This is a genomic window from Streptomyces sp. Xyl84, from assembly GCF_059731885.1.
Window position 1 is genome coordinate 7,085,756 of record NZ_AP029182.1, and the last position, 24,360, is coordinate 7,110,115.

Genomic DNA, 24,360 nt, shown 5'->3' on the forward strand with positions numbered 1-24,360 from the left:
CCCCTTGTCGTGTCTGGGGGTGACCTCACCCCGGTTATGGGCAGAACAGCCCGATGGCAGATCGGGCCAGTCGTCGGAACGGATGATGACCGAATGACTGTCGAAGGACCGCCGCTGCCACAGGCAAAAGAGAACCAGCTCAAAATCCGAGTTCAAAACTGGAGAACCAAGGCAAGCAAGCATCGCGGCGCTCACCGATGAACCGCTGAGGGCTTCCCGTGCTCCCAGCGGGTCCCACCGTTAACTGCGGCCGCGCACCGCATAGTCGGATCGTCCGCGTACGTCACATTCGAGGACCACCCTCCGCTTTGCGATTGACCACATCTGACGCCGCTCGCTGACCGCCTGGAGATCGGGGGAGGGGCCTCAGTACGAGGCTTGCATATGACGCTGTCATTCCGCTCTACCGCATCGGGCGTCTTGTCGGTAAACCCCCGTTCGGCCGTAATTAGTGAGCCTTTTCAGCGTTGCCTCTCCAGGGCGAGGACGGCCTTGGCGATGGCGGTCATGCGCTTGGGGCTGATGCGTGACCTGCGGAAGACCCGCCAGGACTTCAGCCGTGCCATGCCGCGCCGCGTTCGACGGGAGTCCGGGCCCATGTCCTTGAATGTGTGATGTCGTCACGGTCGCTGGCGTCGGAGGCCGGCGTCGGTGAGGCAGCCGTCGAGGACGTCGGGGCGGTACTGGAGCTGGCGTAGGCCGGGCCGCCGCGCTGGACTGCGCTGATCAGGCGTCGGGATCGGCAAAGGCGCGGTTGGCTGTGGTGGTGCGTTGCAGCACCGACCTGATGCCCTTGGCCGGTTGCAGCCGAATGGGAGGGCTTGCCCGGGTTGAGGTGGCCTGAGCCTGTTGTCAGAGCCTCCCGATAGCGTGCGGGCAGCCAGCTCTGCTCCAACTCCTCTTCGGGAGAACAAACATGGATATCCTGCTCATCGCCGGCCTGTGGCTCGACGGATCCGCATGGGAGGACGTCGTGCCCGAACTCACCGCACTCGGCCACCGTCCCGTGCCGATCGCCCTCCCCGGTCAGGGCGACGACACCGCCTCCGTGACGCTCGACGACCAACTGGCAGCAGTGCTCGCTGCCGTTGACGCGGCGCCCGGCAGACCCCTGGTGGTGGGGCACTCCGCCGCGTCGAGCCTGGCCTGGCTGGCCGCCGACGCGCGACCGGACAAGGTGGCCAAGGTCGCGCTGATCGGCGGCTTCCCCGCCGCCGACGGGCGGGCTTACGCGGATTTCTTCCCGATCGACAACGGCGCCATGCCCTTTCCGGGCTGGGGCCCGTTCGAGGGAGCGGACTCCGCCGACCTGGACGACGAGGCCCGGCACCGCTTTGTGTCCGCCGCTGTTCCTGTCCCCGAGGGGGTCGCCCGGGGAGTCGTGCGCCTGACCGACGAGCGCCGATTCGACGTCCCCGTCGTGGTCGTCTGCCCCGAGTTCACCCCCGCCCAGGCCAAGGAGTGGATCGCCGCCGGCGAGAGCCCTGACCTCGCCCGCGCCGCTCACCTTGAGTACGTGGATCTCGACTCCGGCCACTGGCCGATGGTCACCCGCCCCCGCGAGCTCGCCCGCGTCCTGGCGGAGGCCGCGAACTCGTAGTGCCGGGGCGGAGGTAGGCCGTCAGGCTGCTGCCCGTAGTGATCTGCCGCTCCGGAGGACCTTTCACCGCGGATGCGGGCCGGCGCAGCACGGCCGCTTCTGCACCAGGCTCGGTGCGGAGATCCCTGCTTCGTTCCCGGGCGGGCGACCGCGGCTGAAGACGCGGCTGCGGTCCCCGGCGGCGCGGTGGCAACGGACGTATCACCTGCTGGACGGGCCGCTGCTGGCCCTGGAAGACACAGGCTCTCTTGTCGTAACGGGTGGCGACCGCCCGGGAGTTCCTGGGCCGGTTGATGGTCCGCTCGACTTCGTTTCGGCGCCGGTAGTGCTCCTGGTCGAATCCGGCGGGCCTGCCGCCCGCGCTGTACTGCGCCGGCGGTAGTGCGCCTGGTCCCTCGGCTCCGGGGTCGGGTGCTTGATCCGGCGTCTTCGCAGGCAGGCAACTGCGGTTGCGGCGGGAAGGTGCGGGGGCGGTTGGGGCAGTCCGGGCGGTCCGGTCGCTCACGGCGCGGGTGGCGGGCCCTGTGAGCCGCGCGGCAGGGTGGTTCTGGGTCCACCCCTGTGGGGGTGCTGGACCGCTGGTGGGCCGAACGGGCCGTTCATAGCGTTGTGTTCATGATGGATGACACGAACGAAGAACGAAAAGGTGCCACCCGGCGGACTGCGCTGCGTGGGCTGGGACTCGCGGTGGGCGGCATGGCGCTGGCCACCGGGCTCGGCAGCTCGCCGGCCGAGGCGGCCCCGCGTCGCGGGCCCGGAACTTACGTGTTGGTGCACGGTACCCACAGCGCCGGCGCGTTCTGGATGCCGATTGCGCGGGAACTGGTGCTGCGCGGCCACCGCGTCGTCATGGTGGACCAGCCGCGGCACGGCGCGGAGGCTTTCGTGGCGGAGTCGTACCAGCGGCAGGACCTCACAGCGATGGCGGTCGAGCCCTCCCCGCTGAAGGGCCTCGGGCTGGACGACTACGAGGCGCGCGTGACGGGAATCGTGCGCCGGGCCGCACGGAACGGCCCGGTGGTGCTGGTCGGGCACAGCCTGGGTGGTGTGTCGGTCAGCCGTGTCGGCGACGCCGTCCCGCACCTGCTTCACCACATCTGCTACATGGCGGCCTTCTGTCCCAGCCGCGCCCTGCCCACGGCGGACGCCTGCACGGCGGCACCCGAGAACGCGAACGCCGTCAGCCCGGTGGAGCTGACGGTGGGTGACCCGGACCGGCTCGGGGTGTTGCGGCTGAACTTCCGTACAGGTGTCAGCAGTGAGTTGGCCCTCCTGAAGGAGATGATCTGCGCGGACTACCCCGACGCCGACTTCCGCCGGATACTGGCCGGCATGCAGACCGACGAGCCCGTCGCCGCCTATGCGGGCCGGGCGGTCGGCCGGGCCGGCACCTGGGGACGCATTCCCCGGACGTACCTGCGTTTCGGCAGGGACCGTACGATCGCCACCGCGCTCCAGGACAGAATGATCGCGGAAGCCGACGCGTCCACACCCGGCAACAGCTTCCGCGTGCACGATTTCCCGGGGGCGTCACACGTCGGCCCTCTGGATCCCACCCCTGTTGCGGACGTCCTGGACACGCTCGCAGGGTAGGGGCGCTAGGTGTGTTGTTCGGGCAGGTTGGTGACGCGGCTGGCTGGTGGTTGGCCGCCGGTGCCGGTGTGGGGTCGGTGGTAGTTGTACCAGTCCAGCCAGTCGGGGAAGGTGTGGCTGAGCCGGGCGATCGTCGTGCTCGTGCTGGCCGTTCTCACCGCCGTCGTGACGGTCGCACTGACCTCCGGCGCCGCGAGCCTCACGCATGTGCAGGGGGCCCCGCGCGTCGTTCGGCGGGGTGCTGCAGGCGGGCGGACTGCTGTTCTTCGCCTTCGCCGGCTACGCGCGGATCGCCACGCTCGGGGAGGAGGTGCGCGATCCGGCGCGGACCATCCCCCGTGCCGTCCGCCTCTCGCTGGGCACCACCGTCGTCGTCTACGCGCTCGTCGCCGCCTGCGCCCTGACCGTCCTCGGCCCGAGCCGCCTGGCCGAGGCTTCCGCGCCGCTGGTGGAGACGGTGCGGGCCGCGGGCGCCGGCCGGCTCGCACCCGGGTCCGGGCGGGCGCTGCGGTGGCGTCGCTGGGGTCGCTGCTCGCGCTCGTCCTCGGCGTCTCGCGCACGGTGCCGGCCATGGCGCGGGACCGGCACCTGCCCCCGCCCTGTCCGCCGTTCACCCTCGGTTCATGGTGCCGCACCGGGCCGGAGCGGCGGTCGGCGCGGTGGTGGCCGTCGTCGCCGCGGTGACCGACGTGCGCGGAGCGATCGGGTTCTCCTCCTTCGGCGTGCGGTCTACTACACCGTCGCCAACGCCTCGGCCTGGACCATGCCCGTAACCGGAGGCGGCCGGGCCAGGATCCTTCCCCCCCGGTGGGTCTGGCGGGCTGCCTGGCACTTGCTCTCGCGCTGCCCGCCGCCTCGGTGCTGAGCGGCGTGGCCGTGCCCGCCGTCGGCGCCGCGGCCAGGCCTCCGCCACGCCCACGCCGGCCGCCGGACCACCGCCTGAGCCGTGCCGCGGCCGCCCGCCCGGCGGCATGAGGGCCGCGCTCCGCGGCCGTGCCCGCCCTCCACGGGAGGTGCCCTCCTGCGGAGCGCTGCACCGGCGCACCGCGCAGGCGGCCCCGGCGGGTGGGACCGGGCCCCGCGTGCCGGTCCGCGCCGCGTCCTCCTGCGTTCCCTCCCCGGCCCGGACGTCCGTCCCGCACGAGACACGGACGGCTTCCCTGGCCGGGCCCGGGCCCGGCCACGGGCGCGCCCGCCGGCCGCGTCGTGCGGCAAGCCCCTGCTGCGGGACTCCGCCTGGTGTCGCCGGGTGGCCGACCGTGAACGCTCGGCCTTCGAGAAGCACCCCACCCGGCCATGCTGAGCACACGCGGGGACATCCTGGCGGACTGGCTGGTCGCGGGCCAGGCACTGGAACGCGGCCCGCTGGAGGCGGCCTCGGCCGGGCTCGCCACGTCCCCGACGTCCCATCCGCTGCAGAGCGCTGACCTGCCTCTGCTCGCCCGCGATCCCGCCGCCGGTCACGGTCGTGTCCAGATGGAGGGTCAGATGGTGCTGCGCCTCGGCCACGGACCACCGGGAGCGGTGCCGCCCCGCCGCCCCGCCGAGGACGTCCTCGAGGTCCTGGCTGGCGCAGAGGGCACGCCGGGCCGCTGAGCCCTGCTGGCCGCCCCCCCCGACGGCAGTGGTGACCGCGACTTCCCGGAATACCGGCTCAGAGGAAACGCAGAGCTTTCGAACACTGGTGCGGGAGAAGCGCACTGAGCACCATGGGACTGTCATGCCCATTGCCAGGAGCTCGCCGCGCCCGCGGTCAGGTTCCGGCGTACCCCGAGGAGCAACCCCCATGAACTTCTCATCGGCGCTGCCCTTACGCAGCGCGCGTCCGTTCGCCCAGGGCGTGTTCCGCCTGGTGACCGGCTTCCTCTTCGCCTGCCACGGCGCGGCGTCCTTGTTCGGTGTCCTGGGCGGGGCACACGGCGGCGGCACGGTGCCCGCCCTCCAGTGGCCCGGATGGTGGGCCGCCGCCATCCAGCTGGTCGGCGGAGCCTTCGTCGCCCTCGGCCTGTTCACACGGGCGGCAGCCCTCGTCTGCTCCGGATCCATGGCCTATGCCTACTTCAGCGTCCACCAGTCGCACGCCCTGCTGCCGATCGAGAACGGGGGTGAGCCGGCGGTGATGTTCTGCTGGACGTTCCTCCTCATCGCCTGCCTCGGCCCCGGTGCATGGGCGGCGGAGTCCCTGCTGAGAAGGAGGACGACCGCCACGGCGGACACCGACAGCCCGGCGCCCGTGCCCACCTCGTAGTCTCCTCTGCCGCACCGTCGCGGGCCCGGGCCCGTCACGATGGGGCCTGACGTGCCGCGGCGCCTTCCTTCCTCGTACGCTCACCGCACCGACGCCGACTGCGGCTGGTGGGACGGCGACCGCGGCCACGCGGGCGGCCGCTGATCGCCACACGCGTTGTCGGTCGCCGAGGCGGCGGCGGATGCAGGGCCGCCGGCGAGCACCCACGCACTCGGACTCGGGGAATGTTCTCCCCTGGCCAAGGCACTGGACCGGCGTGGGATGGAATCTGAAAGGCCGTCGCTTCCCCAGCGGAACATGGCTGTGCATTCAATACGATCGTGCCGACGGGAACCCCTGAGCCCGGATCCACCCCGAGTACTACGGCTACAACTCCCACACCGACGTCAAGACTCTGACCGACAGCGGTGACACCAAGGAGACCTACGGTTACACAGCCTACGGCTCCGACGAATAATCCGAATTCACCGGCATCGACAAGCCCGAGGTAACCTACCCGACGAAGCCACTTCAACCTTTCTTCTTCCGTCTCGGGAAGGCGTATTCAATGGTATGGGTAAACAGGATCGCTCAGCTTGCCGGGCATGAGCCGCTTGGCCTGAACAGCGATTGGGGAACCGTTGAGCAGGAGATTGGTGCGACGCTCCCGGCGGACTTCAAGCAACTGGTGGACACCTTCGGCATGGGGGTGTTCGGCGAGTACCTGTACCTTCTCGGGGACACTTCAGGAGAATTTAGCGTTTCCGGCAATTTGTCCATGCTCAGGCAGACGCTGATTCGTCATCCGGACGCGGCCAGTGTTTATCGCCCCCACGCGGTATTTGAACCCGGCAAGGAAGGGCTGCTTTCGTGGGCTCAGTCCACGGCGGGGGAAGCCGAGTTCTACTGGCTTGCTCAGGACGGAGGGAATTCGGACCGATGGCCGATCGTGGCACGCATCGATTCGACCGATGATTGGCGTCGTTTCGAGATGCCGGTGTCCGAATTCATTTTCCGGATTCTTACCGATGACAGTGTCCACCCGTTCGGTGTTCCGGCGGATCTGGGGTTGCTGCCGTTCAGGGCCTGGTGACATCGATGAGGCACGAGCCTCCGCGCGGTCCTGAGCCTTTCCGGCGTCCCGTGCATCCGGTGCAGGTCACTCACGCCGCACACGGTACGAATGGCGACGCTCGCGCAGATCAAGGCTCTGCTGGAGAACCCCGGTGGAACTGGTCCGATCCGGCTCCGTGGGAGGAGCCCTCTGATGTTCGAGCCGTCTCGCACACCCGGCCCGCGACGCCTCAACACCCCATCAAGAAGTCCTGCTCGAATACACTCCAGCCGTAGATCGTGATCGTGTTGGTGGAGTGAGCCGAAGCACGACAGGTGTCACATAGGCAGGCTTGTTGTCAGTGAGACCACTCCTTCAGCGCAGTCTGATCTGGGCGGCGATCGGTAGATGGTCGCTGCCTGTGGCGGGCAGGGTGCGGGTGTGGACGACGGTTGCCGAGCGGGCCATGACCTGGTCGATCCGGGCCAGCGGGAAGGCGGCGGGGAAGCTGAAGGCGAAACCCCGCTCCGCCACGTTCATCCGTGAGGTCAGCGGGGCCAGCCCGCGGTCGTCGACGGTGCCGTTGAGGTCGCCCAGCAGGATCACCGTTTTCAGCTCCTCGGCGGCGACGGCCTTGCCCAGCAGGCCCGCGCTCTCGTCACGCCAGGAGGATGCGAGGCCGCTCGCCCGGATGCGGACCGAGGGCAGGTGCGCGACGTATGCCGCGATCTCGCCGTGCGGCGTGTGGACCACGGTCCGCAGTCCGCGACTCCAGGGTCCTGCGATTTCCTGCGGTTTGATGTCCAGCAGCCGGGCATCGGTGAGCGGATGCTTCGACCACAGTCCGACGGTGCCCCGGACCGCGTGGTACGGGTAGTCGGGGGCGAGGGTCTTCTCGTAGACCGGCAGCGCCGGGGGCACCAGTTCCTGCAGCGCGATGAGATCGGGCCCGGCGTCAGCCAGGGCGCGGGCCGTGCCCGCCGGGTCGGTGTTCTCGTCGCTCACGTTGTGCTGCACCACGAGCAGGTCGTGCGGGCCGGCCTTCACCTCGGGCAGGAACAGCCCGCCGAAGAGGTACGTCCAGGCCGCCACCGGCAGGAGCAGGGCCACCAGGGCGATGGCTGAACGGCTCAGCAGGGCCAGACCGAGCAGCACCGGGACCACCAGGCCAAGCCACGGCAGAAAAGCTTCCAGCAAACTGCCCAGGCGGCCCGCAGAGTTGGGCACCGTCCGGTGGAACGCCAGCAGCCCGGCCGTCAGCACCGCGAACCCGGCGGGCACCCGCCCCCGCGTCCAGACCCACCGACGCCCTGCCGTACCCTTTCCGTCCTCGCCCGGCATCACCTGCCCGCCCCAGCGCCGCGCCCACCGGGGCACCGCTGTCTTTCCCGTCGACGTCACACCGTTGTCCGCCCGCTCCACCTGGCTTCCCATCCGCTCGGCTCGTTACCCGAGACGAGTCGCCAGGTGAATCAGTTCCGCTTCCCCGTCAGCGCGTGCCCATCCTCCTCCCGCACGGAGAGGACGAGCCACCACCTCCTGCGAGCTGGGAGAGGGAACCATCGCCTGGTTCTTCAAGGGCAACCAGTACGTGCGCTGCGGTCTGAAGACGGACGAGGGCGTCAGCGGCCGAGGCCGATCGCAGGCAACTGGCCGGGCCTGCCGGAGTCCATCACCCCGGGTATCGACGCCGTGCTGAACTGGCGGAACCAGACCGACGTCGGCTACCTGATCCCGGCGGGGGCGGGGAGAGCCCCGCCCGCCTCAGCCCTCCAGCAGCGACCGCGGCACGAACCCGGCGTCGGCCAGCCGCCACCACAGCTCGTCCGGCACGGGGAAGCGTGCAGCCGCCGCGTTCGCGCTCACCTCGGCCGCGGAGCGGCAGCCGACGACCACCGAGCCGACCGCCGGGTGCAGGAACGGGAACTGGACCGCGGCCGCGGACAAGGGCACCCCGAACCCGTCGCACAGCGCCCGGCACTCCTGCGCCCGGGCCAGCTCCCGCCGCGGAACCGGACGGTAGTTGAACATCGCGTCGGGCGACGGGTCCGCAAGCAGACCGGTGTTGAAGACGCCGCCCACGACCACCGCCGTCCCCGTCCGCGCGCACAGCGGCAGCAACGTCGACAGTGCCTCGTGGTCGAGCAGCGAGAACCGGCCCGCGATCAAAACCACGTCCACCTCGAACGCGGCCACGTACGCGGCCAGGGGCGCGCTGTGGTTCATGCCGAACCCGATCGCGCGCACCAGCCCCTCGTCACGCAGCTTGCGCACCGTCGGATAGGCCGTGCGCCTGACTTCCTCCGGGTGGTCGTCCGGGTCGTGCAGGTACAGGACGTCGACCGAGGACCGGCCCAGCCGGGCCAGGCTCGACTCCAGGGACCGGCGGATCCCGGCCTCCGTCCAGTCCGTGACGACCTCGCCCGGCGCACCGCCGGGACCGGTGCGCAGCAGCCACCCGGCCTTCGTGGAGATGACCGGCTCGGTGATCCCGGCCGGCGCCAGCAGCCGGCCGAGGCGCTCCTCGGCCTGGCCGTGCCCGTAGCGCGGCGCGGTGTCGAAGTAGCTGATCCCTGCCTCGGCAGCGGTGCGCAGTGTGGCGGCGGCGTCCTGCTCGGACACCTCCTCGAACAGCCCGCCCAGCGGCGCTGTCCCGATGCCGATGCGGGGGAGGGCGAAGGGTGTCCGGGACGCGGCCCGGCCGGTCGTGGACGCGGTCATCGCGCCTCCTGCCAGGGGGAATTGTACGCGGGCCGGCCGGCCCGCAGGGTCATGGTCAGCGTCAGCCGCACCCGCGTGCGGCCGGGCAGTTCCACACGGCAGTACGGGCCGTCCACCTCGTGCGCGGGCCCGTCGTCGACGCGGACGGTGTGCACGACGTGTTCGGCGAAGGAGCCCGCCTGCACGACCACCGAGCGCGCCGCGTCTCCCAGGTTGACCAGCTCCGCGACCGTGTGGTCCGGACGGATGTCCGTGACGAGTGCGGCGACGTCCGGCGGCAGCCCAGGGCGCCGTTCCTCGGCGTCGTGGTAGCGCAGATGAAGATGGGCGAGTCCGCCGTTGTAGAGGACCTGCGGAGAGCCGGTGGTCAGCTGCAGCAGTGCCTCGGTCAGCACCGGATTGAGGTGCTGCCAGTGGTGGATGCCGAGGGCGTCCGGCCCGACGGCCGGGTCCACCGGGTCCCCGGCGATGGCGTCGAGCCGCTCCTGGCACGAGGCGAGCGCGCTGCGCAGCATCCGTTCGGGGAAGTCCGGATTGCGGCCCTGCAGGAACTCGTACCAAGGCTCCTCGTGTCCCGCCTCGTCCTTGATGCGCTGGGTGTGCACCGTCGTCCAGTCCCAGTGCGAGCCGGCCCGCAGCGCCTCGATCCGCTCCCGGTCCGCCTCCGCCCGACTGAAGTGCCACAGGGACATGGGGAGTTGCCCCGGCATGACGGTGAAGTCGAACCAGCCGGAGTCGTTGTGGCGCTGCGGGACCATCAGGGTGCGGTCGGCGGTCATCGCCGCAAGCTGGGGGTCCCAGCGTTCGCCGAGGGTGCCCCGCTCGTCCGCGCCGCGCTGCTCGGCCCGGCGCAGCACCGCGTCCAGCGGGTTGCGGGCCAGGTCCAGGTAGGCCGCGTCGCCGGTCAGCAGAGTGGCGTTGGACGCGCCGACCAGGGTGCCGCTGGCGACCGGGGACAGTCCGTGCGGCCACGACCATCCGTAGTGCCCGCCGTACCACCGGCCGTCCAGGTACTCGCCGACCTGCCCGCTCAGCCCGGCGTTGTCCGGGACGACGTCGTGCCCGGTGAGCCGCTCGAGCCAGACGCCGGCGTACTCGGCCACCCAGTCCGCGTAGTGCGGACCGCCGCCGAGCAGAAACGCGTTGGTGGCGAGCCCGGTCGCCGCCAGGTTCACGATCGTGTCGCCGCGGCCCATCCGGTCCCACATCGCACGGCCGTAGGCGCGGGCCCGCTCGGGGGACGCCGCCAGCTCGTCGAAGGACGTCACGTCCGGAATCCCGTCGAGCGGCAGGCCGTAGGGGCGCAGAGCGAGGCTCCACGGGAAGTACGCGTCCTCGTCGCTGAACCCCCACCGGGGACCCGCCGACCCGTTGTGCGGCGCCCGGATCACCCGGTGCTCAGTGTCGTAGTTCGGGCCGTCCGGAAGGTAGAAGTCGGCGAAAGTGCGGGCCAGGTCGCGCAGTTGGGCATCGCCCGGATCGGCCAGGCACAGCCCGTAGAACAGCAGCAGCCCCTCGCCCTGGTGGAACCAGTCGTAGCCGCGCTCCAGGCCTCCTTGCAGCATGCCCATCTCGGTGAGCTGCGCGCTCACCCCGTGCCAGTGGCGGCGCGCCGCGGCCAGCAGCTCCGTGCTGCCGCCGAGGACGTACAGCGTCGGCCAGTTGAAGAAGGGCTCGTAGAAGTCGTCCACGCCGTCGCGGCCGTCCAGGCCCTGGCCCAGCGTGTCGCGGAACACGAGACGTCCGTCGCCCTCGGTGTACCGGTCGGCGAACACCCGCCACGCCTTGTCCTGGAGCGCGAACAACTCCCGCTCCAGCGCGGCCCATCGGGGGACGTCCGCGATGGGGCGGTCAGCTTGCAGGCGCGGGCCGGGCCCGGCCGCGGCCCTCATCGGCGCACCGCTTCCACTGTGTCCGCCAGCGCCGCTCTGCTCGGTCCCGTGCCTCACGTGCACCCACCTCTCGCAATCGCCCATCGATAGCCGATGGTTAGACTCACTGGCGCCAGCCGACGTGTCAATACTCCGGAACCACTCCGGAACGGCCCCCGAGGAGGCTGCCGACCGTGATCGACTGCCATATCCACCTGTGGGACCCGGCCCTGGGATTCCCCTGGATCCGCCGCGACAGCGCACACCACCGGACCTTCAGCACGGACGACCTGGCCGCCTCGGGGACGGGCCTGGGTCTGTCCGGGGCGATCCTCGTCGAGGCCTCCCGGGGCGACGCCGGCGAGACACGCGCCCTGCGCGAGGCGCGGCTGCTGCGGCCGGACCTCGTGGCGGGACACGTCGCGAACCTGCACGCCCACGCCGACGCCGGCCCGCACCGGCTGCGCGCCCTGCTGGACCCGGGCGAGACGCGCCCCAACGGGATGCGGCTCGGCGGGCCGCGCTGGACGGACACCCCCGCAAACGCCCGCGCCCTGCTCCCCGTCCTCGCCGACGCCGGTGTCGTCCTCGAACTCAACCTCCTGGCAGGCGCGTTGCGCACCGCCGCCGACGTGGCCGCCCGGCATCCGGCGCTCACCGTGGTCGTCGACCACCTCGGCAACCTGCCGAACCTGCGCACGGACCCGGGGGAGTGGTACGCGGACCTCGACCGGGCCGCCGCGGCGCCGAACGTCGTCGTGAAGATCTCCGGCCTGCTGACCCAGCAGCACGGTGTCCCGCACCAACGGGTCGCGGCCCTGGTCCGCCGCGTTGTGGACACCGTCGGCCCGCAGCGCTGCCTGATCGGATCCGACTGGCCGATCTGCCTGCCCCGCGGGAGCCGCGCCGACTCGCTGGCCCTGTCCCGGCTCGGCCTCGCCCACCTCACGGCGCGGCAGCGGGAGGGCGTCCTGCACACGAACGCCGTGCGGGTGTACGGGCTGCGTGGTTGACACGCCGCGAAGCGTCCTGCTTCGATTCCCTCGATGATCGATAGGCGATGACCGACTGCTCCGGCCCGGCCCGGCCGGCCCCGACTCCGCGGAGACGCTCCATGGCTTTCTTCGACCTGCCCCTGGACGAGCTCGAGAGATACCGCCCCGACCTGCCGGAGCCCGCCGACTTCGACGGGTTCTGGCAGGGCACCCTCGCCGAGCAGGAGCAGTTCGCCACCGCCGCCACGTTCGACCCCGTCCACAACGGGCTGGCCACGATCGACACCTTCGACGTGACCTTCGCCGGATACGGCGGGCATCCGGTGCGCGGCTGGCTGCACCTGCCGGTGACCCGCACCGGCCCCCTGCCCGCCGTCGTGGAGTACCTGGGGTACGGCAGCGGTCGGGGCGCCCCGCACGAGAAGCGGCTGTGGGCCTGCGCCGGATACGCCCACTTCGTCATGGACACCCGCGGCCAGGGAGCCGAGACCCCCGACCCCGACCCGGCCACCGGCGACACAGCGGCCCCCGGCTTCCTCACCCGCGGTGTCCTCGACCCGCACCGCTACTACTACCGGCGCCTCTACACCGACGCGGTCCGCGCCGTTGCCGCCGTGCGCACCCACCCCGCCGTCGACCCGGCGCGCGTCGTCGTCACCGGCACCAGTCAGGGCGGCGGCATCGCGCTCGCCGCGGCGGGCTTGGTTCCCGACCTCGTCGGCGTCATGCCGGACGTGCCGTTCCTGTGCCACTTCCCGCGCGCCACCACGCTCACCGACCGCCCGCCGTACGTCGAGGTCGCGCAGTTCGTGAAACTGCACCGGGAGCATGCGGCCACGGTCGCCCGCACGATGGCCTACTTCGACGGCGTCAGCCTGGCCCGCAGGGCCACCGCGCCGGCCCTGTTCTCGGCCGGCCTGATGGACCACGTCTGCCCGCCGTCCACCGTGTACGCGGCCTTCAACCACTACAGTGCCGAGCGCGTTCCGGCCCAAGCGGACAAACAGATCCGCGCGTACCCCTTCAACGACCACGAGGGCGGCGGCCCAGCCCACGAGGTCGTCAAGCTGGACTGGCTCGCGAAGCGGCTGGCGGACACCATCGATAGACGATGAGCGCGTATCATGGCACAACTGGCTCGCCCCGTCGCACGATTGGGAACTCATGGCATCGAATGCGTCGGCTGGATTCGTCTCCACGCTGGTCACCAACAAGGACCGCTTCCGCAAGACCCTGATCTCCGACCAGGTGTACGACCTGCTGCGCCAGGCCGTCGTGGACGGCGACCTCGCGCCGAACGAGCGCGTGGTCGAGTCGGAGATCGCGCGGCGCCTCGGCGTGAGCCAGGCTCCGGTGCGCGAGGCGGTCAAGCGGCTCGCCCGCGAGGGCCTGCTCATGCACGTCCCGCGCCGCGGGCACTTCGTCGTCGAGATCTCCTCGCAGGACGCCGAGTACGCCCGCCAGGTGCGCGAACCGCTGGAGCGGCTGGCCGCCCAGCTCGCCACCGAGCATCTCACCGACGACCATCTGCGTGAGCTCGACGCGCTGGTGGAGCGGATGCACGCCGCGGTCGCGGCGCACGACGTGAGCCGGTTCCGGGACGCCGACATCGAGTTCCACACGCTGGTCAGCCAGATCGCGGGCAACCCGTTCCTGGCCCGCATGTGGGAGGTCATCGAGCCCAGCCTGCGGACCCTGCGCGCCATCTCGGACCCGCTCTTCGAGGGCGACTGGAGCGCGATGGCCGACGAGCACGGCCGCCTGGTCGAACTGCTGCGTTCCGGTGACGCCGGGAAGGCGGCCGCGGCGTTCGCCGACCACGCCGCCGGCCGCGGTCCGGTCCCGGACGCCCGCGCGAAAAAGGCGCCCAGGGCGGCCGGGGCGGCGAAGAAGCCGCGGAAGGCCGCGGCCAAGAAGCCCTGACCACCCGACAGCATGACAACCGAGGCCCGAGCCGCACATCCCGGCTCGGGCCTCGGCCCTGTGGTCGGGCTAACCGCGGGCTCCCGCGGTCCACCGGGGCGCCCCGTACTGGTACGCGCCCAGGCTCGGCACCGGATCGGCCGACCCGTCGTTGATGCCGGGCAGTGCGATCGCCGCGTTGCGTGCCGGTGAGCCGGCCGACAGCCGGTAGTCGTGCGCCGCCGCGTCGACGAACAGCGGATCGGCGTCCGGGGGCAGGTTGTGGGACAGTACGAGCCCCCCGTCGGTCGCGCCGCTCAGCCCCCGGATCGTCCCGATGTTGTTGTAGATCTCCGTGCCGGTCGACTGCCCCGGCTCCTTGACGTAGAAGAGGGTCATCCCGCCGGTGTTGTTGGCGACCAGGTTGTCGTGCGACCCGGTCCCGAGCCCGTTGAGCATCACCGTGCCCTCGCGGTTGCCCCAGCCCACGTTGTTCGCGATGACCAGGTCGCTCTGCCCGTTGTCGGCGTAGATGCCCGAGATGCCGAACGTCGACGACTTGGTGCTCGGATCCGGGTCGTGCAGCACGTTGTGGTCGACGGACGAGCCCATCATGTACGCGCTGCAGCAGGTGTAGATCGCGGCGACGTCGAGGCTGAGCCGCGCGTACCCCGAGATGTCGTTGTACGCGATCACGTCCTTGCCGGGTTCGAGCCCCTCCACGGTGTTCCACTGCAGGTTGATGCCGCTGCGGCCGACCCGCGAGATCGTGTTGTGGGTGACCGTCTGGCTGTTGCCTTGCACGGCGATGCCGGCCGCGTACGTGCCCATGTAGTCGACATCGTGGATCACGTTGCCGGTGGCGGTGTTGTTCTGGCCGCGCAGCGCGATGCCGTTGCCCGCGCTCAGCGACAGATCACTGTTGATCACCCTGTTGCGGGTGCCGTTGATGATCAGGCCCGTGTCCGTGACGCCCCGCGTCACCGTCGTGCCGCAGTCCGTCGCGCCGCGCGTGATGTCCGTGTAGTGCGACAGGTACCGGCCCTCGATGCCGTCCAGCGTCACGCCCGTGCTCGTCGCGCCCGTCTGCACGGTCGTCGCGAAGAGCTTGATGCCCGACACCTTCGTGTGGCTGGTGTTCGTCAGGTCGAAGCCCAGGGTGCGCCGCTTGGCCTCCACCCGGTGGTTGTCCGGGTCGTCGTCCCCGTACACGTACAGCTTCTTGACCGTCGGGTCGTAGAACCACTCGCCGGGGTGTGCGAGTTCACCGATCCTCCCGGAGAGGGAGTACCGGGTCTCGTTCGGTACGACCTTGTGGACGCACGGCGGCGCCACGTCGAGGGTCACCGAGCCGACCGCTGAACTCTTCACGGTGCCGGTGGCCGAGACGTACCAGTAGCCGGTGAGGGCACGTGCGCCGTCCCAGTACCCTGCGGGGCGGGTCAGGGCCGCGTCGGAGATCGTGGCGTTCGCACTGCCCGCACCGGCGTACTGGAGCGTGGGTCCCAGCAAGTCCGGTCCCGGATAAGGCCATTGTGCCTCGATGTCCATCTTCTTGTCGGTGAACACCTGGACCGTCGCCACGTCCGAGCCGAGGTCCACGTCGGTGCTGTAGATGTGCCCGGCCGCCACCGCGTCGCTGAACTGCGAGCCGGCGGCGAACGGATCACTCTTCGCGATCTCGGTGACGTCGGCGGCGGTGACCGGGTCGAATCCGGACAGCCGCGAGGCCCCGTTCACCGTGACGTCGGCGCCCACCGCGGCCTTGTACGTGATCGGCAGCTCGGCGGTGCCGGACCGGGCCGGGACCACAGTCTCCTCGTACGAGCCCGAGACGATCTCGCACGTGTCGCCGGGCACCATGATGTCCGCGCACTTCTGGATGTGCCGGAAGGGGTACGTGGCGTCGGTGCCGGCGTTGGCATCGTCGCCGTACGGACCGACGTAGTAGGTCCGGCCCGCCTGGGACGTGGGCGGATGGGCCGCCGCCGGATGACCGGCCACGACCACTGTCAGCGCAGTGAGCAGGGCGGCCGCGGACAGATGTCTCCATCTCCTGGACACTCCGTGATCCTTTCCTCTGAGGCCGGCGGACAACGCGGAGGTCAGCCCTTCACGGCACCCACCGTGAGCCCACTGATGATGTGGCGCTGCATGTAGATGAAGAAGATGACGACCGGCGCGACGGCGAGCAGTAGGTTGGGGAACACCTTCGTGAGGTCCGTCGAGTACTGGCTGATGCCGGCATAGATCGCGGTCGTCACCGTGTAGTGCCCGGAGGACGGGCTGAGCAGGATCTGCGGGGAGACGAAGTCGTTCCAGATCCCGATCGAGTTGAGGATCAGGACCGTGACGACCGCCGGACGCATCAGGGGGAAGACGATGGTCCAGAACGTCCGGTAGCGGCCCGCGCCGTCGATCGTCGCCGCATGGTCGATGTCCACCGGGATGGTGCGGATGAACCCGACGAACAAGAAGATGCTCACCGGCAGCGTGGACGCCACGTCGTGCGCGATCAGACCGGTCACCGTGTTGGCCAGGCCGACCTCGCGCAGCACGTAGATCACCGGAATGATCACCGCGGCACCCGGGATGAACGTCCCGGCCAGGAAGTACAGCAGCACCAGCTGCGTACGCCGCTTGAGGCTGCGCGCGATCACGTACGCCGCCGGGCCCGCAAGCAGGACGCACAGCACGTCCACGACCACGACGAGGAACAGCGTGAAGCCGTACCCGCCGATCACGTTGAACTGCGGGCTGCTGATCGCCGCCGACATGTGCGCGAAGGTCAGCTTGCGGAGCGGGATCGAGAACGGGTTGTCGAGGATGTCCTGCTGCGACTTGAAAGCGTTCACGACGAGCAGATAGATCGGCACTGTCATCACGACGAACAGCACACCGAGCAGTACCCAACGCACGGGCGAGCGCGACTCCTTGCGCCCGGCGCCGCGCTTGCCGTCGGCGCTGTGCGCCGGCCCGGTCGTCGGCCTGACGTCGGGCTTTGCCTCTGCTACCACCACCACCGGCTCCTCAACCACCTGTCGCGGCCCGGTCCTGACGATTGCGCAGCGCCGTCACGAGGAGGGCGAGCACGGCGGACACCACCATCAGGAACACCGCCTGCGCGGTCGCGTAGCCGACCTTGGTGCCCTCGAAGGACCGGGCGAGAATGAGATACGTGAACGTCTGCGTCGACCCGGCCGGACCGCCACCGGTCAGGCTCACCACGATGTCATAGGCGCGGATGAGCCCCACCAGGTTCAGCACCGTCGCCACAGTCACCACGGGCGCGATCATCGGGATGACCACCCGCAGGTCGGCCTGGCGCCTGCTCGCCCCGTCGATCGCGGCCGCCTCGAGCAGCTCGGCCGGTACGGTCTGCAGCGCCGCCACGAACAGGACGACGTTGAAGCCGAATCCGGCCCACACGATGACGGCGATCAGCGAGATCAGCGCGAACTTCTCGTCGAAGAGGAAGCCGACCGGCGCGATGCCGAACTTCGCGAGGGTGTTGTTGATCGCGCCGTTCGTGCCGAGGATCGCCGCCCACAGATAGCCGAGGATCAGCGCGCTGATCACGTGGGGGAAGTAGGCGACGGCCCGGAAGAAGGAGTTCGCGCGCGACTTGGCCTTGAGCGCTAGCGCGTACACGAGCCCGAGGCCCACCATCAGCACCGTTCCGACCCCCGCGACGAGTGCGGTGACGTACCAGGCATCCGTCGAACCCGGGTCGTCGAAAAGGTGCTTGTAGTTGTCGAGCCCGATGAACGCGGCCGTCGAGAACCCGTCCCAGTCGCTGAGGCTGAGATACACGGCGACCCCGACCGGCACGACCGTCATCACCGTGTAGAGCAGGACGGCCGGGCCCATCATCCCGAGGGAGACGGCCGCCTCCCGCAGCCGGACCCGGCGCCGCCCGCGCCGCTGCGCCCCGCTCAGCCCTGCGAGTTCCACCACTTGTCCAATCCGTCGGCGACGGCCTCGGGGGAGGCGCCCGTGTACAGGGACTGGATCTGCTTGTTGAGCTCGTCGCTGAACCCGGCGACCGGCTGGTTCGCACCGGCCTTCACGATCACCGACGGAGCCTTGTCCAGGATCTTCTGAACCGACGTCCCCAGGCTCGACATCGGGTACGTGAAGCCGCCGCGCAGATTTCCGTCGGAGGCGAGCTGGCTCCTGATGGCCTCCGGGTCGGTGGTCGCCCACTTCACGAACGAGATGGCCTCGGCCTTGTGGCGCGACTTGTTCACCACGACGTACGGGTTGGAGATGTTGCCGAACTGGCCCGACGGGTACGCCCCGTCGGTCGGCATCGTGAACACGCCGATGTCGTCGCTCTTCTTCGCGGCGTCCGCGGCGGGCACGAAGAACGACCCCATGATGTACATCGCCGACTTGCCGTTCAGGAACGCCGTCTGGCCGTCTGTGTAGGTGAGGCCGAGCGCGCTCTTGTCGAGGTAGCCCTTGTCGATCCAGCCCTTGTAGTACTGGAGATAGGGCAGATAGCCGCTGTCGGCGAAGGACCCCTTGCCCTTGTTGCGCTCGGCCGTCCACTTCGGGTCGGCGGTGAGTACGCCCGCGTCGGCCATCATCGAGAACTGTCCCCCGGTGACCCACTGCCCGGCGGTCTGCAGGGGCTTGTAGCCGGAGTTCTTCAACTTGCCCATGACCGCAGTGAATTGGTCCATGGTCCGGATCGCACCGGCGTCCACCCCCGCCTTCTTGAAGACCGCCTTGTTGTAGAAGACGAGCGACTGGATCTGCTCGCCCACACCGACCACGTAGTGCTTGCCGCCGATCGCGTACTGGTCGGCCAGCGGCGTCCTCACGGTCCAGGGCTGGTCGGACAGGTCGGCGAAGAGCTGCGCGGTGTCGGCCGTCGGCGTGATCTGCTGCGCGACGTCCGGCGGATCGCCGGCGGCCAGGTCCTGGCGCAGCTTCGCGTCCGCAGCGACCGTGCCGGTCAGTTCGAGCTTCACCGTCACGCCGGGGTGCGCCTTCTCGTACCTCGCGAAGAGGTCGTTCCAGTACTTCTCCGTCAGGTTCGGCGTGATGTTCACGATGACGCGGAGGGTAGTGCCCTCCGCGGCCTGGTCGGACCCGCTGCCGCAGGCGACGGCGGACGCCATCACCAGCGGAGCCACGGCGAGCGCACGGGTCCGGCGCGACATTCCTCTCATGGGGCACGCTCCATTGCGTAGTCGTGAATAATCGATAGCTGACGTCGGGGCGGAGCTCGTGGCGAGCGACACGAGGGGACCGGCCGAAGGAAGGGGGCCGCGGGTGTGAGATGCGGCTGCCGGGCGAGCCCAGTAATCGTCTATCGATTACTGATGCTATGGGGGGCGCCCTGGCATGTTCAAGAGTGCTGCCGCAACCGCTTTCCCTGGTCCTCGTCGAGGAACAGTTCGATCACCGGCAGCAGCACATCGGGCCGCGCCACCGGGAGCGTCAGGGTGAGCGTGCCCGTTGGCCGGCCCGGGGGAGCCAGGTTGTTGTGCTCGTGCCGCGTCCCGTCGATCTCCTGGAGGTCGATCTCCGAGCCGTCGTGCAGGAGTTGCGCGTAGCGCACCTGGCCGGCGAGCCCGGGCAGATGGACGTGGCGCAGCGGCCAGGCGAGCAGATGGAGGTAGAGGCGGCGCCCTGACTGCGTGTAGAGGGCGTTCGCGGGTGCCTGGTACGGGCTCGGTCCCGCGCCGTGCACCGCCCGCCCGTGCAGCCGGGTCCACTCGCCGATCGCCCGCAGGGTGTCCCGCGCCCGCGGATCCAGCGCGCCACGGCCGGTGGGTCCGACGTTGAGCAGCAGGTTGCCGCCGCACGCGACCGACTCCACCAGCATCCGCACCAGCAGCGCCGGGTCCTTGTGGTCGTGGTTGTCCCGGTCGTACCCCCAGGAGCCGTTCAGGGTGTGGCAGGCCTCCCACATCACCGGGACGCCGTCCCGCTCCACGGGGCGGTCGGGCTGGTACTGCTCGGGCGTCACGTAGTCGCCGGGGACGCCGAGCCGGTCGTTCACGAGGATGCCGGGCGCCAACGCCCGTATCATGGCGAGCAGTTCGCGCGCACCCCACTCCTCGGGGCCCATCCCGGGATACGAGAAGTCGAAGAAGAGCAGGTCGACGGGCCCGTACCCGGTGAGCAACTCCCGTACCTGTGCCCGCAGATACGACCGGTAGCGTGCCAGGTCCCGCGGGTCGCCGGCGGCCCCGGTGCCGCGCAGCGGATGGTGCTCGTCCACGGGGAAGTCCGGGTGGTGCCAGTCCAGAAGCGAGTAGTAAAGGCCGACGCGCAGCCCCTCGGCGCGCATCGCGTCGCCGAACTCGGCCACCAGGTCCCGGCCCGCCGCACGCGTCGACGTGTAGTCGGTGTGTGCCGAGTCGAACAGGCAGAAGCCGTCGTGGTGCTTCGCGGTCAGTACGGCGTAGCGCATCCCCGCCCTGCGCGCCGCACGCGCCAGTTCCCGGGCGTCGAAGAGGTCCGGGTCGAAGTGCTCGAGGTAACGGTCGTACGAATGCTGGGACATGGCCTCACGGCTGCGCACCCACTCGTGCCGCGCCGCGAGGCTGTAGAGGCCGAAGTGGACGAACAGCCCGAAGCGTGCGGCCTCGAACCAGCCGGCGGGTGCGAGGGGCGCGGAGGGCGAGGGCGGAAGGGAGGGCACGGAGGACTCCTGATGGCATTGACATCACTAATCGATTGGCTGTTATCTACCATCGATAGGCGATGCTGTCACTGGCGTTGCGTGCGGGGAGCGCGCGGAGAGGCAAGTGAATGAACCCGAGTAGGGATCGAGGAACGCCGTCGGCGGGGGGGACCCGGATCTACGAGTCGATGAGGGCGCCGGTGCACACCGCGTCCTTCGCACGGCCCACCGCGCGCATGGTGGAGGCGCTCGAGGACGTGAGCGCGGCGACGGCCTGCGCGAAGCTACATCAGATGGGCATCACCCGGACGTTCATCGACGGCCCCGTGCCGCTGCACCGGGAGCCGGACGTCAAGGTCACCGGCGGCGCCGTGACCCTGCAGTTCCTGCCGCGCCGGGAGGACGTGTTCAACGGGGCCGAGCAGGAGGACGCCGAGCGCGACACCGCGCTGTGGGGCGTGCTGGAGTCCATCCGGCCGGGCGACGTGCTGGTGGTGTCGGCCCACGGCAGCCACTTCACCGGCTGCCTCGGCGACATGCTGGTGCGCTACTTCAAGCTGCGCGGCGGTGCGGGCATCGTGGTCGACGGGCGGGTGCGGGACGCGGCCCGGGTCAGGGCCCTCGGTGTGCCGATCTGGTGCACGGGCGTCACACCGCACTACGCCTCGCAGACGGAGCTGTTCCCCTCCGCGTTCAATGTGCCGGTCGGGGTGGGCGGCACGCTGGTCACCCCGGGCGATCTCATCGTGGCCGACGAGGACGGCGCGGTCGTGGTGCCGCAGCACAGTGCGATTGCGCTGGCTGACGACGCCCTGCTGCACCAGGACCGCGAGGCGTTCGCACGCCGCCGACTCGACGAGGGCGGGCGCCTGTCCGACTACTACCCCCTCACGGGCGAGGGCCTGGAGGAGTATCTGGCGAGCAGGCCTGCGACCTGAGGCGGCCCGGCCCGCGACGGCGCGAGCCCGCTGGATGGCCGGGCGGCGTGCCGTGAACACGCCGCCCCGGACTGGCCCCGAACTCAACGGCGCGCGTAGTAGAGGGAGTTGTGTGCGGTGTCCGGCAGATAGAGCACGTCCTGCCCGTCCGCGTCCCGCCGCACCGCGAGTCGGTCCGCAGTCAGGCCCGGCGTGATCGATGACGACGTCCAGGCACCGCCGGCCTCGGTCGCCGCGAAGACGCGGTCCACTCCCGCGGCGGTCACGTAGTAGACGCGCTTGCCCTCCGTCCCGTCCCAGGTGATGCCGATGGCGGCGGCGGTCTGGCCGCCCGCGTACACGGTCTGCCGCGCCCAGCCGCCGCCGCTCGGGTATGCGTAGTACACGCGGAAGTCGCCCGCGCTGTCGGCCGAGCGGTAGCGGAAGGCGACCTTGGGCGTCGAGCCGTCGAGGGTCAGTTTGGCGCTCTGCACCGCGGGCCCGGTGTACCCGGTGTTGTCGGTGCTCCACTCCTCGCCGGTGGTCAGGCCCTGGAGGACGTCCGAGGTGTCGGGGGTCGTGGGGACGGCGACGGCGGCACCGGCGTGGTCCGTGAAATCCCCGGTGGCCGGGTCGTAGCGGAGGTAGGAGAGCTGGTGGCGGAAGGCGGACGCGGGGGCCTTGGACCACTCGTACAGGAGATGGACGCGACCGGAGGCGTCGACCTGGAGGTCGTCGGGGTAGGCGGCACGGTTCAGGGCGGAACCGAAGGTGGCGACCACGCTCCACGTCGCGGTGGCGTTGTCCCAGTGATAGAGCTTGCCGGGGCGCTGGTCCGCGGCGCAGCCCACCCGAGCGGCCAGGTACAGGTCGCCGTCGGGAGCGGTCGTCAGCACGGGGTAGGTGATGCCGGCGCCCTGATCGGGCAGCTCGTCGGCGTGATCGGTCAGGGAGCCGCCGGCCACGTCGGAGCGGAAGTAGCGCCATGTGTCGCAGTGCATGGATGTAAAGACATGCAGCCGGCCGCTGCCGTCGCGGGCGACGGAGGGCTGGTTGTGGCCGTTGTCGTCGGTGAACTCGGCCTGCGTTCCGTCACCTCTGAGCAGCGGGAACCGGCTCCAGGTGCCGTCCGGGGCGCGGCGGGCGACGGCCGGACGGTGCGTGGCCCCCGTCGTGCCGGGCTCGTTGAACGCGAAGTACGTGTACTCGCCGTTCCCCTTGTAGGTGGCCGCCGGGGTCCACCAGGCCGCCTGGTTCGACGAGTCCATGGTGTACGGGACCTTCTCGACCACGGCCGTCGCGGTGGTGGCCTGGGCGGTCGCGGCCAAAGTGACCGCGGCGGTGAGGGCCGCGGCAGACGTGGTGAACGCGCGGGCGCCGGCGTTTCGCATGGATGACTCCTTCGGGAACGTGGTGGGAGCGTCAGGCGGCGGGCCGCAGCGGCGCGGTCTCGCGGGCCCGCAGCACGACGGTGCCGGAGACGAGGGCGACGACCATCAGGTAGAAGGCGGGGGAGAGGTCGTACCCGCTGGCGCCGATCAGCCAGGTCGCGAAGTACGGGGTCATGCCGCCGAAGAGGGCCGTGGCGATGTTGTAGGAGATGGCCATGGCGCCGTAGCGCACGCGGGTGGGGAAGAGTTCGGCGAGCGCCGCGGAGATGGCGCCGTCGAAGGCGGCGATGCACAGGCCGAGCACGATCATGGCTATCGCGGCGAGTGGCGCGTTGCCGACGCTGAGCAGCCAGAACGCCGGCCAGGACAGCAGCACGAACCCGGCGCAGCCCGCGATCAGCAGCGGCTTGCGGCCGACCCGGTCCGAGAGCGCGCCCATGAACGGCACCGCGACGGCCACCACGAACAGACCCGCGGTGGTGACGGCGAAGGCCTGGACGCGGCTGAAGTCCAGCGTGGTCTGCAGATAACCCGGCATGAAGGTCTGCAGCGCCCAGTGGCCGACGGCCTTGACGAGCATGAACCCGGTGCACAGCAGCATCGCCGTGCGGGCGGTGGCGAAGCTCTCCCGCAGTGGTGAACGGGACTGGTTGCCCTCGCTCTTGAGCTTGCGGAACTCAGGGCTGTCCTCCAGGCGCGTACGCAGATACACACCGGCGATGCCGAGCGGCGCGGCCAGCAGGAACGGCAGCCGCCAGCCCCAGTCGTCCATCGCGTCACCGGGCAGCGTGGCCGAGAGCAGCAGCACGATGCCGGAGCCCGCGACGAACGCGGCGAAGCCGGAGGCGTCGATCCAGGAGGTGACGAAGCCGCGCCGGCGTTCGGGGGCGTACTCGGCGAGCAGCGTGGTCGCGCCGGCGCTCTCGCCGCCCGCCGCGAACCCCTGGAGGAGCCGGCACAGGACGAGCAGTGCGGGGGCGAGCGCGCCCACCGTCGCGTGTGTGGGCAGCAGGCCCATCGCGAGCGTGGAGGCCGAGGTGGCGAGGACGACGATCGCCAGGGTGCGCTGGCGTCCTATCCGGTCGCCGAGCGAACCGAAGAACAGGCCGCCGAGCGGACGCATGACGAACCCGGCGCCGAACACGGCGAAGGTGGAGAGGAGTTCGGCCTGCGGATCGCCCGAGGGGAAGAAGTGGTGGGCCAGGATCACCGCGAGGGTGCCGTAGATACCGAAGTCGAACCACTCGACGAAGTGGCCGAGCCCCGCGGCCACCAGGACCTTGCGCAGCCCGGCGGCATCGACCGCTTGGCTTGTGTCGCCGGCGCCCTCCGCGTCGCGAGGACGTGCTCTGTGCTGCGTCGTCTCGTCGGTCATCTCGCTCACCCTGCCTTCTGCGCGGCTCTGTCCGGCACGCGGGGGCCGCTGTTCGCCCTTCGCTGCGGCGC

Annotated in this window: 19 protein-coding genes and 4 pseudogenes; 10 read left to right on the forward strand and 13 right to left on the reverse strand. The window is 70.4% G+C overall.

The window, feature by feature from the left end; genetic code table 11:
* Positions 1-461 precede the first annotated feature (461 nt).
* A pseudogene (locus tag AC6I72_RS30895) lies at positions 462-572 on the reverse strand (IS5/IS1182 family transposase); the annotation flags it as partial.
* Between the two features lie 344 nt (positions 573-916).
* On the opposite strand from AC6I72_RS30895, the gene AC6I72_RS30900 reads away from it, so the two are divergent.
* Positions 917-1,600, forward strand: coding sequence for an alpha/beta fold hydrolase (locus AC6I72_RS30900; protein ID WP_498004427.1), 684 nt, complete (start codon positions 917-919; stop codon positions 1,598-1,600).
* Positions 1,601-1,826: 226 nt separating this feature from the next.
* On the opposite strand, the pseudogene AC6I72_RS30905 reads toward AC6I72_RS30900, so the two are convergent.
* A pseudogene (locus tag AC6I72_RS30905) lies at positions 1,827-2,035 on the reverse strand (IS5/IS1182 family transposase); the annotation flags it as partial.
* Positions 2,036-2,296: 261 nt separating this feature from the next.
* Here AC6I72_RS30905 and AC6I72_RS30910 point away from each other — a divergent pair.
* Entirely contained in the window at positions 2,297-3,193 is an 897-nt protein-coding gene (locus AC6I72_RS30910) for an alpha/beta fold hydrolase (protein WP_498004869.1), read from the forward strand.
* Between the two features lie 5 nt (positions 3,194-3,198).
* Here the strand turns inward: AC6I72_RS30910 and AC6I72_RS30915 are convergent.
* A pseudogene (locus AC6I72_RS30915) lies at positions 3,199-3,303 on the reverse strand (IS481 family transposase); the annotation flags it as partial.
* Positions 3,304-3,307: 4 nt separating this feature from the next.
* On the opposite strand from AC6I72_RS30915, the pseudogene AC6I72_RS30920 reads away from it, so the two are divergent.
* The 4 genes and pseudogenes from AC6I72_RS30920 to AC6I72_RS30935 all read left to right on the forward strand — a co-directional run.
* Positions 3,308-4,136: pseudogene (locus AC6I72_RS30920) on the forward strand (APC family permease); the annotation flags it as partial.
* Positions 4,137-4,489: 353 nt separating this feature from the next.
* Positions 4,490-4,789 carry a hypothetical protein gene (locus tag AC6I72_RS30925; RefSeq protein WP_498004428.1) on the forward strand — a complete coding sequence of 100 codons (300 nt, stop codon included), beginning with the start codon at positions 4,490-4,492 and terminating at the stop codon, positions 4,787-4,789.
* A 190-nt stretch (positions 4,790-4,979) separates the two neighbouring features.
* Positions 4,980-5,441: a DoxX family protein gene (locus AC6I72_RS30930; RefSeq protein WP_498004429.1), complete on the forward strand. Its 462-nt coding sequence runs from the start codon at positions 4,980-4,982 to the stop codon at positions 5,439-5,441.
* 547 nt (positions 5,442-5,988) lie between these two features.
* Positions 5,989-6,513 (forward strand): hypothetical protein, encoded by a 525-nt coding sequence (locus AC6I72_RS30935; RefSeq protein WP_498004430.1) that lies wholly within the window; start codon positions 5,989-5,991, stop codon positions 6,511-6,513.
* 336 nt (positions 6,514-6,849) lie between these two features.
* On the opposite strand, the gene AC6I72_RS30940 is transcribed toward AC6I72_RS30935, so the two are convergent.
* The 3 genes from AC6I72_RS30940 to AC6I72_RS30950 form a co-directional block, all read right to left on the reverse strand.
* Complete coding sequence (locus tag AC6I72_RS30940) at positions 6,850-7,815, reverse strand: endonuclease/exonuclease/phosphatase family protein (RefSeq protein WP_498004870.1); 966 nt, start codon at positions 7,813-7,815, stop codon at positions 6,850-6,852.
* 423 nt (positions 7,816-8,238) lie between these two features.
* On the reverse strand, positions 8,239-9,195 hold the full coding sequence (locus AC6I72_RS30945; RefSeq protein WP_498004431.1) for an aldo/keto reductase: 957 nt from the start codon (positions 9,193-9,195) through the stop codon (positions 8,239-8,241).
* The gene (locus AC6I72_RS30950; RefSeq protein WP_498004432.1) at positions 9,192-11,087 is read right to left on the reverse strand and encodes a DUF8034 domain-containing protein; all 1,896 of its coding nucleotides are present in this window, start codon (positions 11,085-11,087) and stop codon (positions 9,192-9,194) included. Before AC6I72_RS30950 ends, AC6I72_RS30945 begins: the two co-directional genes overlap by 4 nt.
* A 173-nt stretch (positions 11,088-11,260) precedes the next feature.
* Between AC6I72_RS30950 and AC6I72_RS30955 the strand changes: the two genes are divergently transcribed.
* From AC6I72_RS30955 to AC6I72_RS30965, 3 genes are all read left to right on the forward strand, one after another.
* Positions 11,261-12,079, forward strand: coding sequence for an amidohydrolase family protein (locus tag AC6I72_RS30955; RefSeq protein ID WP_498004433.1), 819 nt, complete (start codon positions 11,261-11,263; stop codon positions 12,077-12,079).
* A gap of 101 nt (positions 12,080-12,180) precedes the next feature.
* Positions 12,181-13,176 (forward strand): acetylxylan esterase, encoded by a 996-nt coding sequence (locus AC6I72_RS30960; protein ID WP_498004434.1) that lies wholly within the window; start codon positions 12,181-12,183, stop codon positions 13,174-13,176.
* A 49-nt stretch (positions 13,177-13,225) separates the two neighbouring features.
* Complete coding sequence (locus AC6I72_RS30965) at positions 13,226-13,984, forward strand: GntR family transcriptional regulator (RefSeq protein ID WP_498004435.1); 759 nt, start codon at positions 13,226-13,228, stop codon at positions 13,982-13,984.
* Positions 13,985-14,053: 69 nt separating this feature from the next.
* On the opposite strand, the gene AC6I72_RS30970 is transcribed toward AC6I72_RS30965, so the two are convergent.
* The 5 genes from AC6I72_RS30970 to AC6I72_RS30990 all read right to left on the reverse strand — a co-directional run bounded on the left by AC6I72_RS30970 (position 14,054) and on the right by AC6I72_RS30990 (position 20,624).
* A complete protein-coding gene (locus tag AC6I72_RS30970) occupies positions 14,054-16,027 on the reverse strand; it encodes a right-handed parallel beta-helix repeat-containing protein (protein WP_498004436.1) in 1,974 nt (657 codons plus the stop codon).
* 41 nt (positions 16,028-16,068) lie between these two features.
* Positions 16,069-16,983: a carbohydrate ABC transporter permease gene (locus AC6I72_RS30975; RefSeq protein WP_498004437.1), complete on the reverse strand. Its 915-nt coding sequence runs from the start codon at positions 16,981-16,983 to the stop codon at positions 16,069-16,071.
* A gap of 10 nt (positions 16,984-16,993) precedes the next feature.
* Complete coding sequence (locus AC6I72_RS30980; protein ID WP_498004438.1) at positions 16,994-17,920, reverse strand: carbohydrate ABC transporter permease; 927 nt, start codon at positions 17,918-17,920, stop codon at positions 16,994-16,996.
* Positions 17,899-19,143 (reverse strand): ABC transporter substrate-binding protein, encoded by a 1,245-nt coding sequence (locus AC6I72_RS30985; RefSeq protein WP_498004439.1) that lies wholly within the window; start codon positions 19,141-19,143, stop codon positions 17,899-17,901. The genes AC6I72_RS30980 and AC6I72_RS30985 overlap by 22 nt, the downstream gene beginning before the upstream one ends.
* 179 nt (positions 19,144-19,322) lie before the next feature.
* Positions 19,323-20,624 (reverse strand): alpha-L-fucosidase, encoded by a 1,302-nt coding sequence (locus AC6I72_RS30990; protein ID WP_498004440.1) that lies wholly within the window; start codon positions 20,622-20,624, stop codon positions 19,323-19,325.
* Between the two features lie 182 nt (positions 20,625-20,806).
* On the opposite strand from AC6I72_RS30990, the gene AC6I72_RS30995 reads away from it, so the two are divergent.
* On the forward strand, positions 20,807-21,544 hold the full coding sequence (locus AC6I72_RS30995; protein WP_498004441.1) for an RraA family protein: 738 nt from the start codon (positions 20,807-20,809) through the stop codon (positions 21,542-21,544).
* Positions 21,545-21,627: 83 nt separating this feature from the next.
* On the opposite strand, the gene AC6I72_RS31000 is transcribed toward AC6I72_RS30995, so the two are convergent.
* Both AC6I72_RS31000 and AC6I72_RS31005 read right to left on the reverse strand, forming a co-directional pair.
* Entirely contained in the window at positions 21,628-22,914 is a 1,287-nt protein-coding gene (locus tag AC6I72_RS31000; protein WP_498004442.1) for a BNR-4 repeat-containing protein, read from the reverse strand.
* A gap of 31 nt (positions 22,915-22,945) precedes the next feature.
* Positions 22,946-24,289, reverse strand: coding sequence for an MFS transporter (locus AC6I72_RS31005; RefSeq protein ID WP_498004871.1), 1,344 nt, complete (start codon positions 24,287-24,289; stop codon positions 22,946-22,948).
* Between the last annotated feature and the right edge of the window lie 71 nt (positions 24,290-24,360).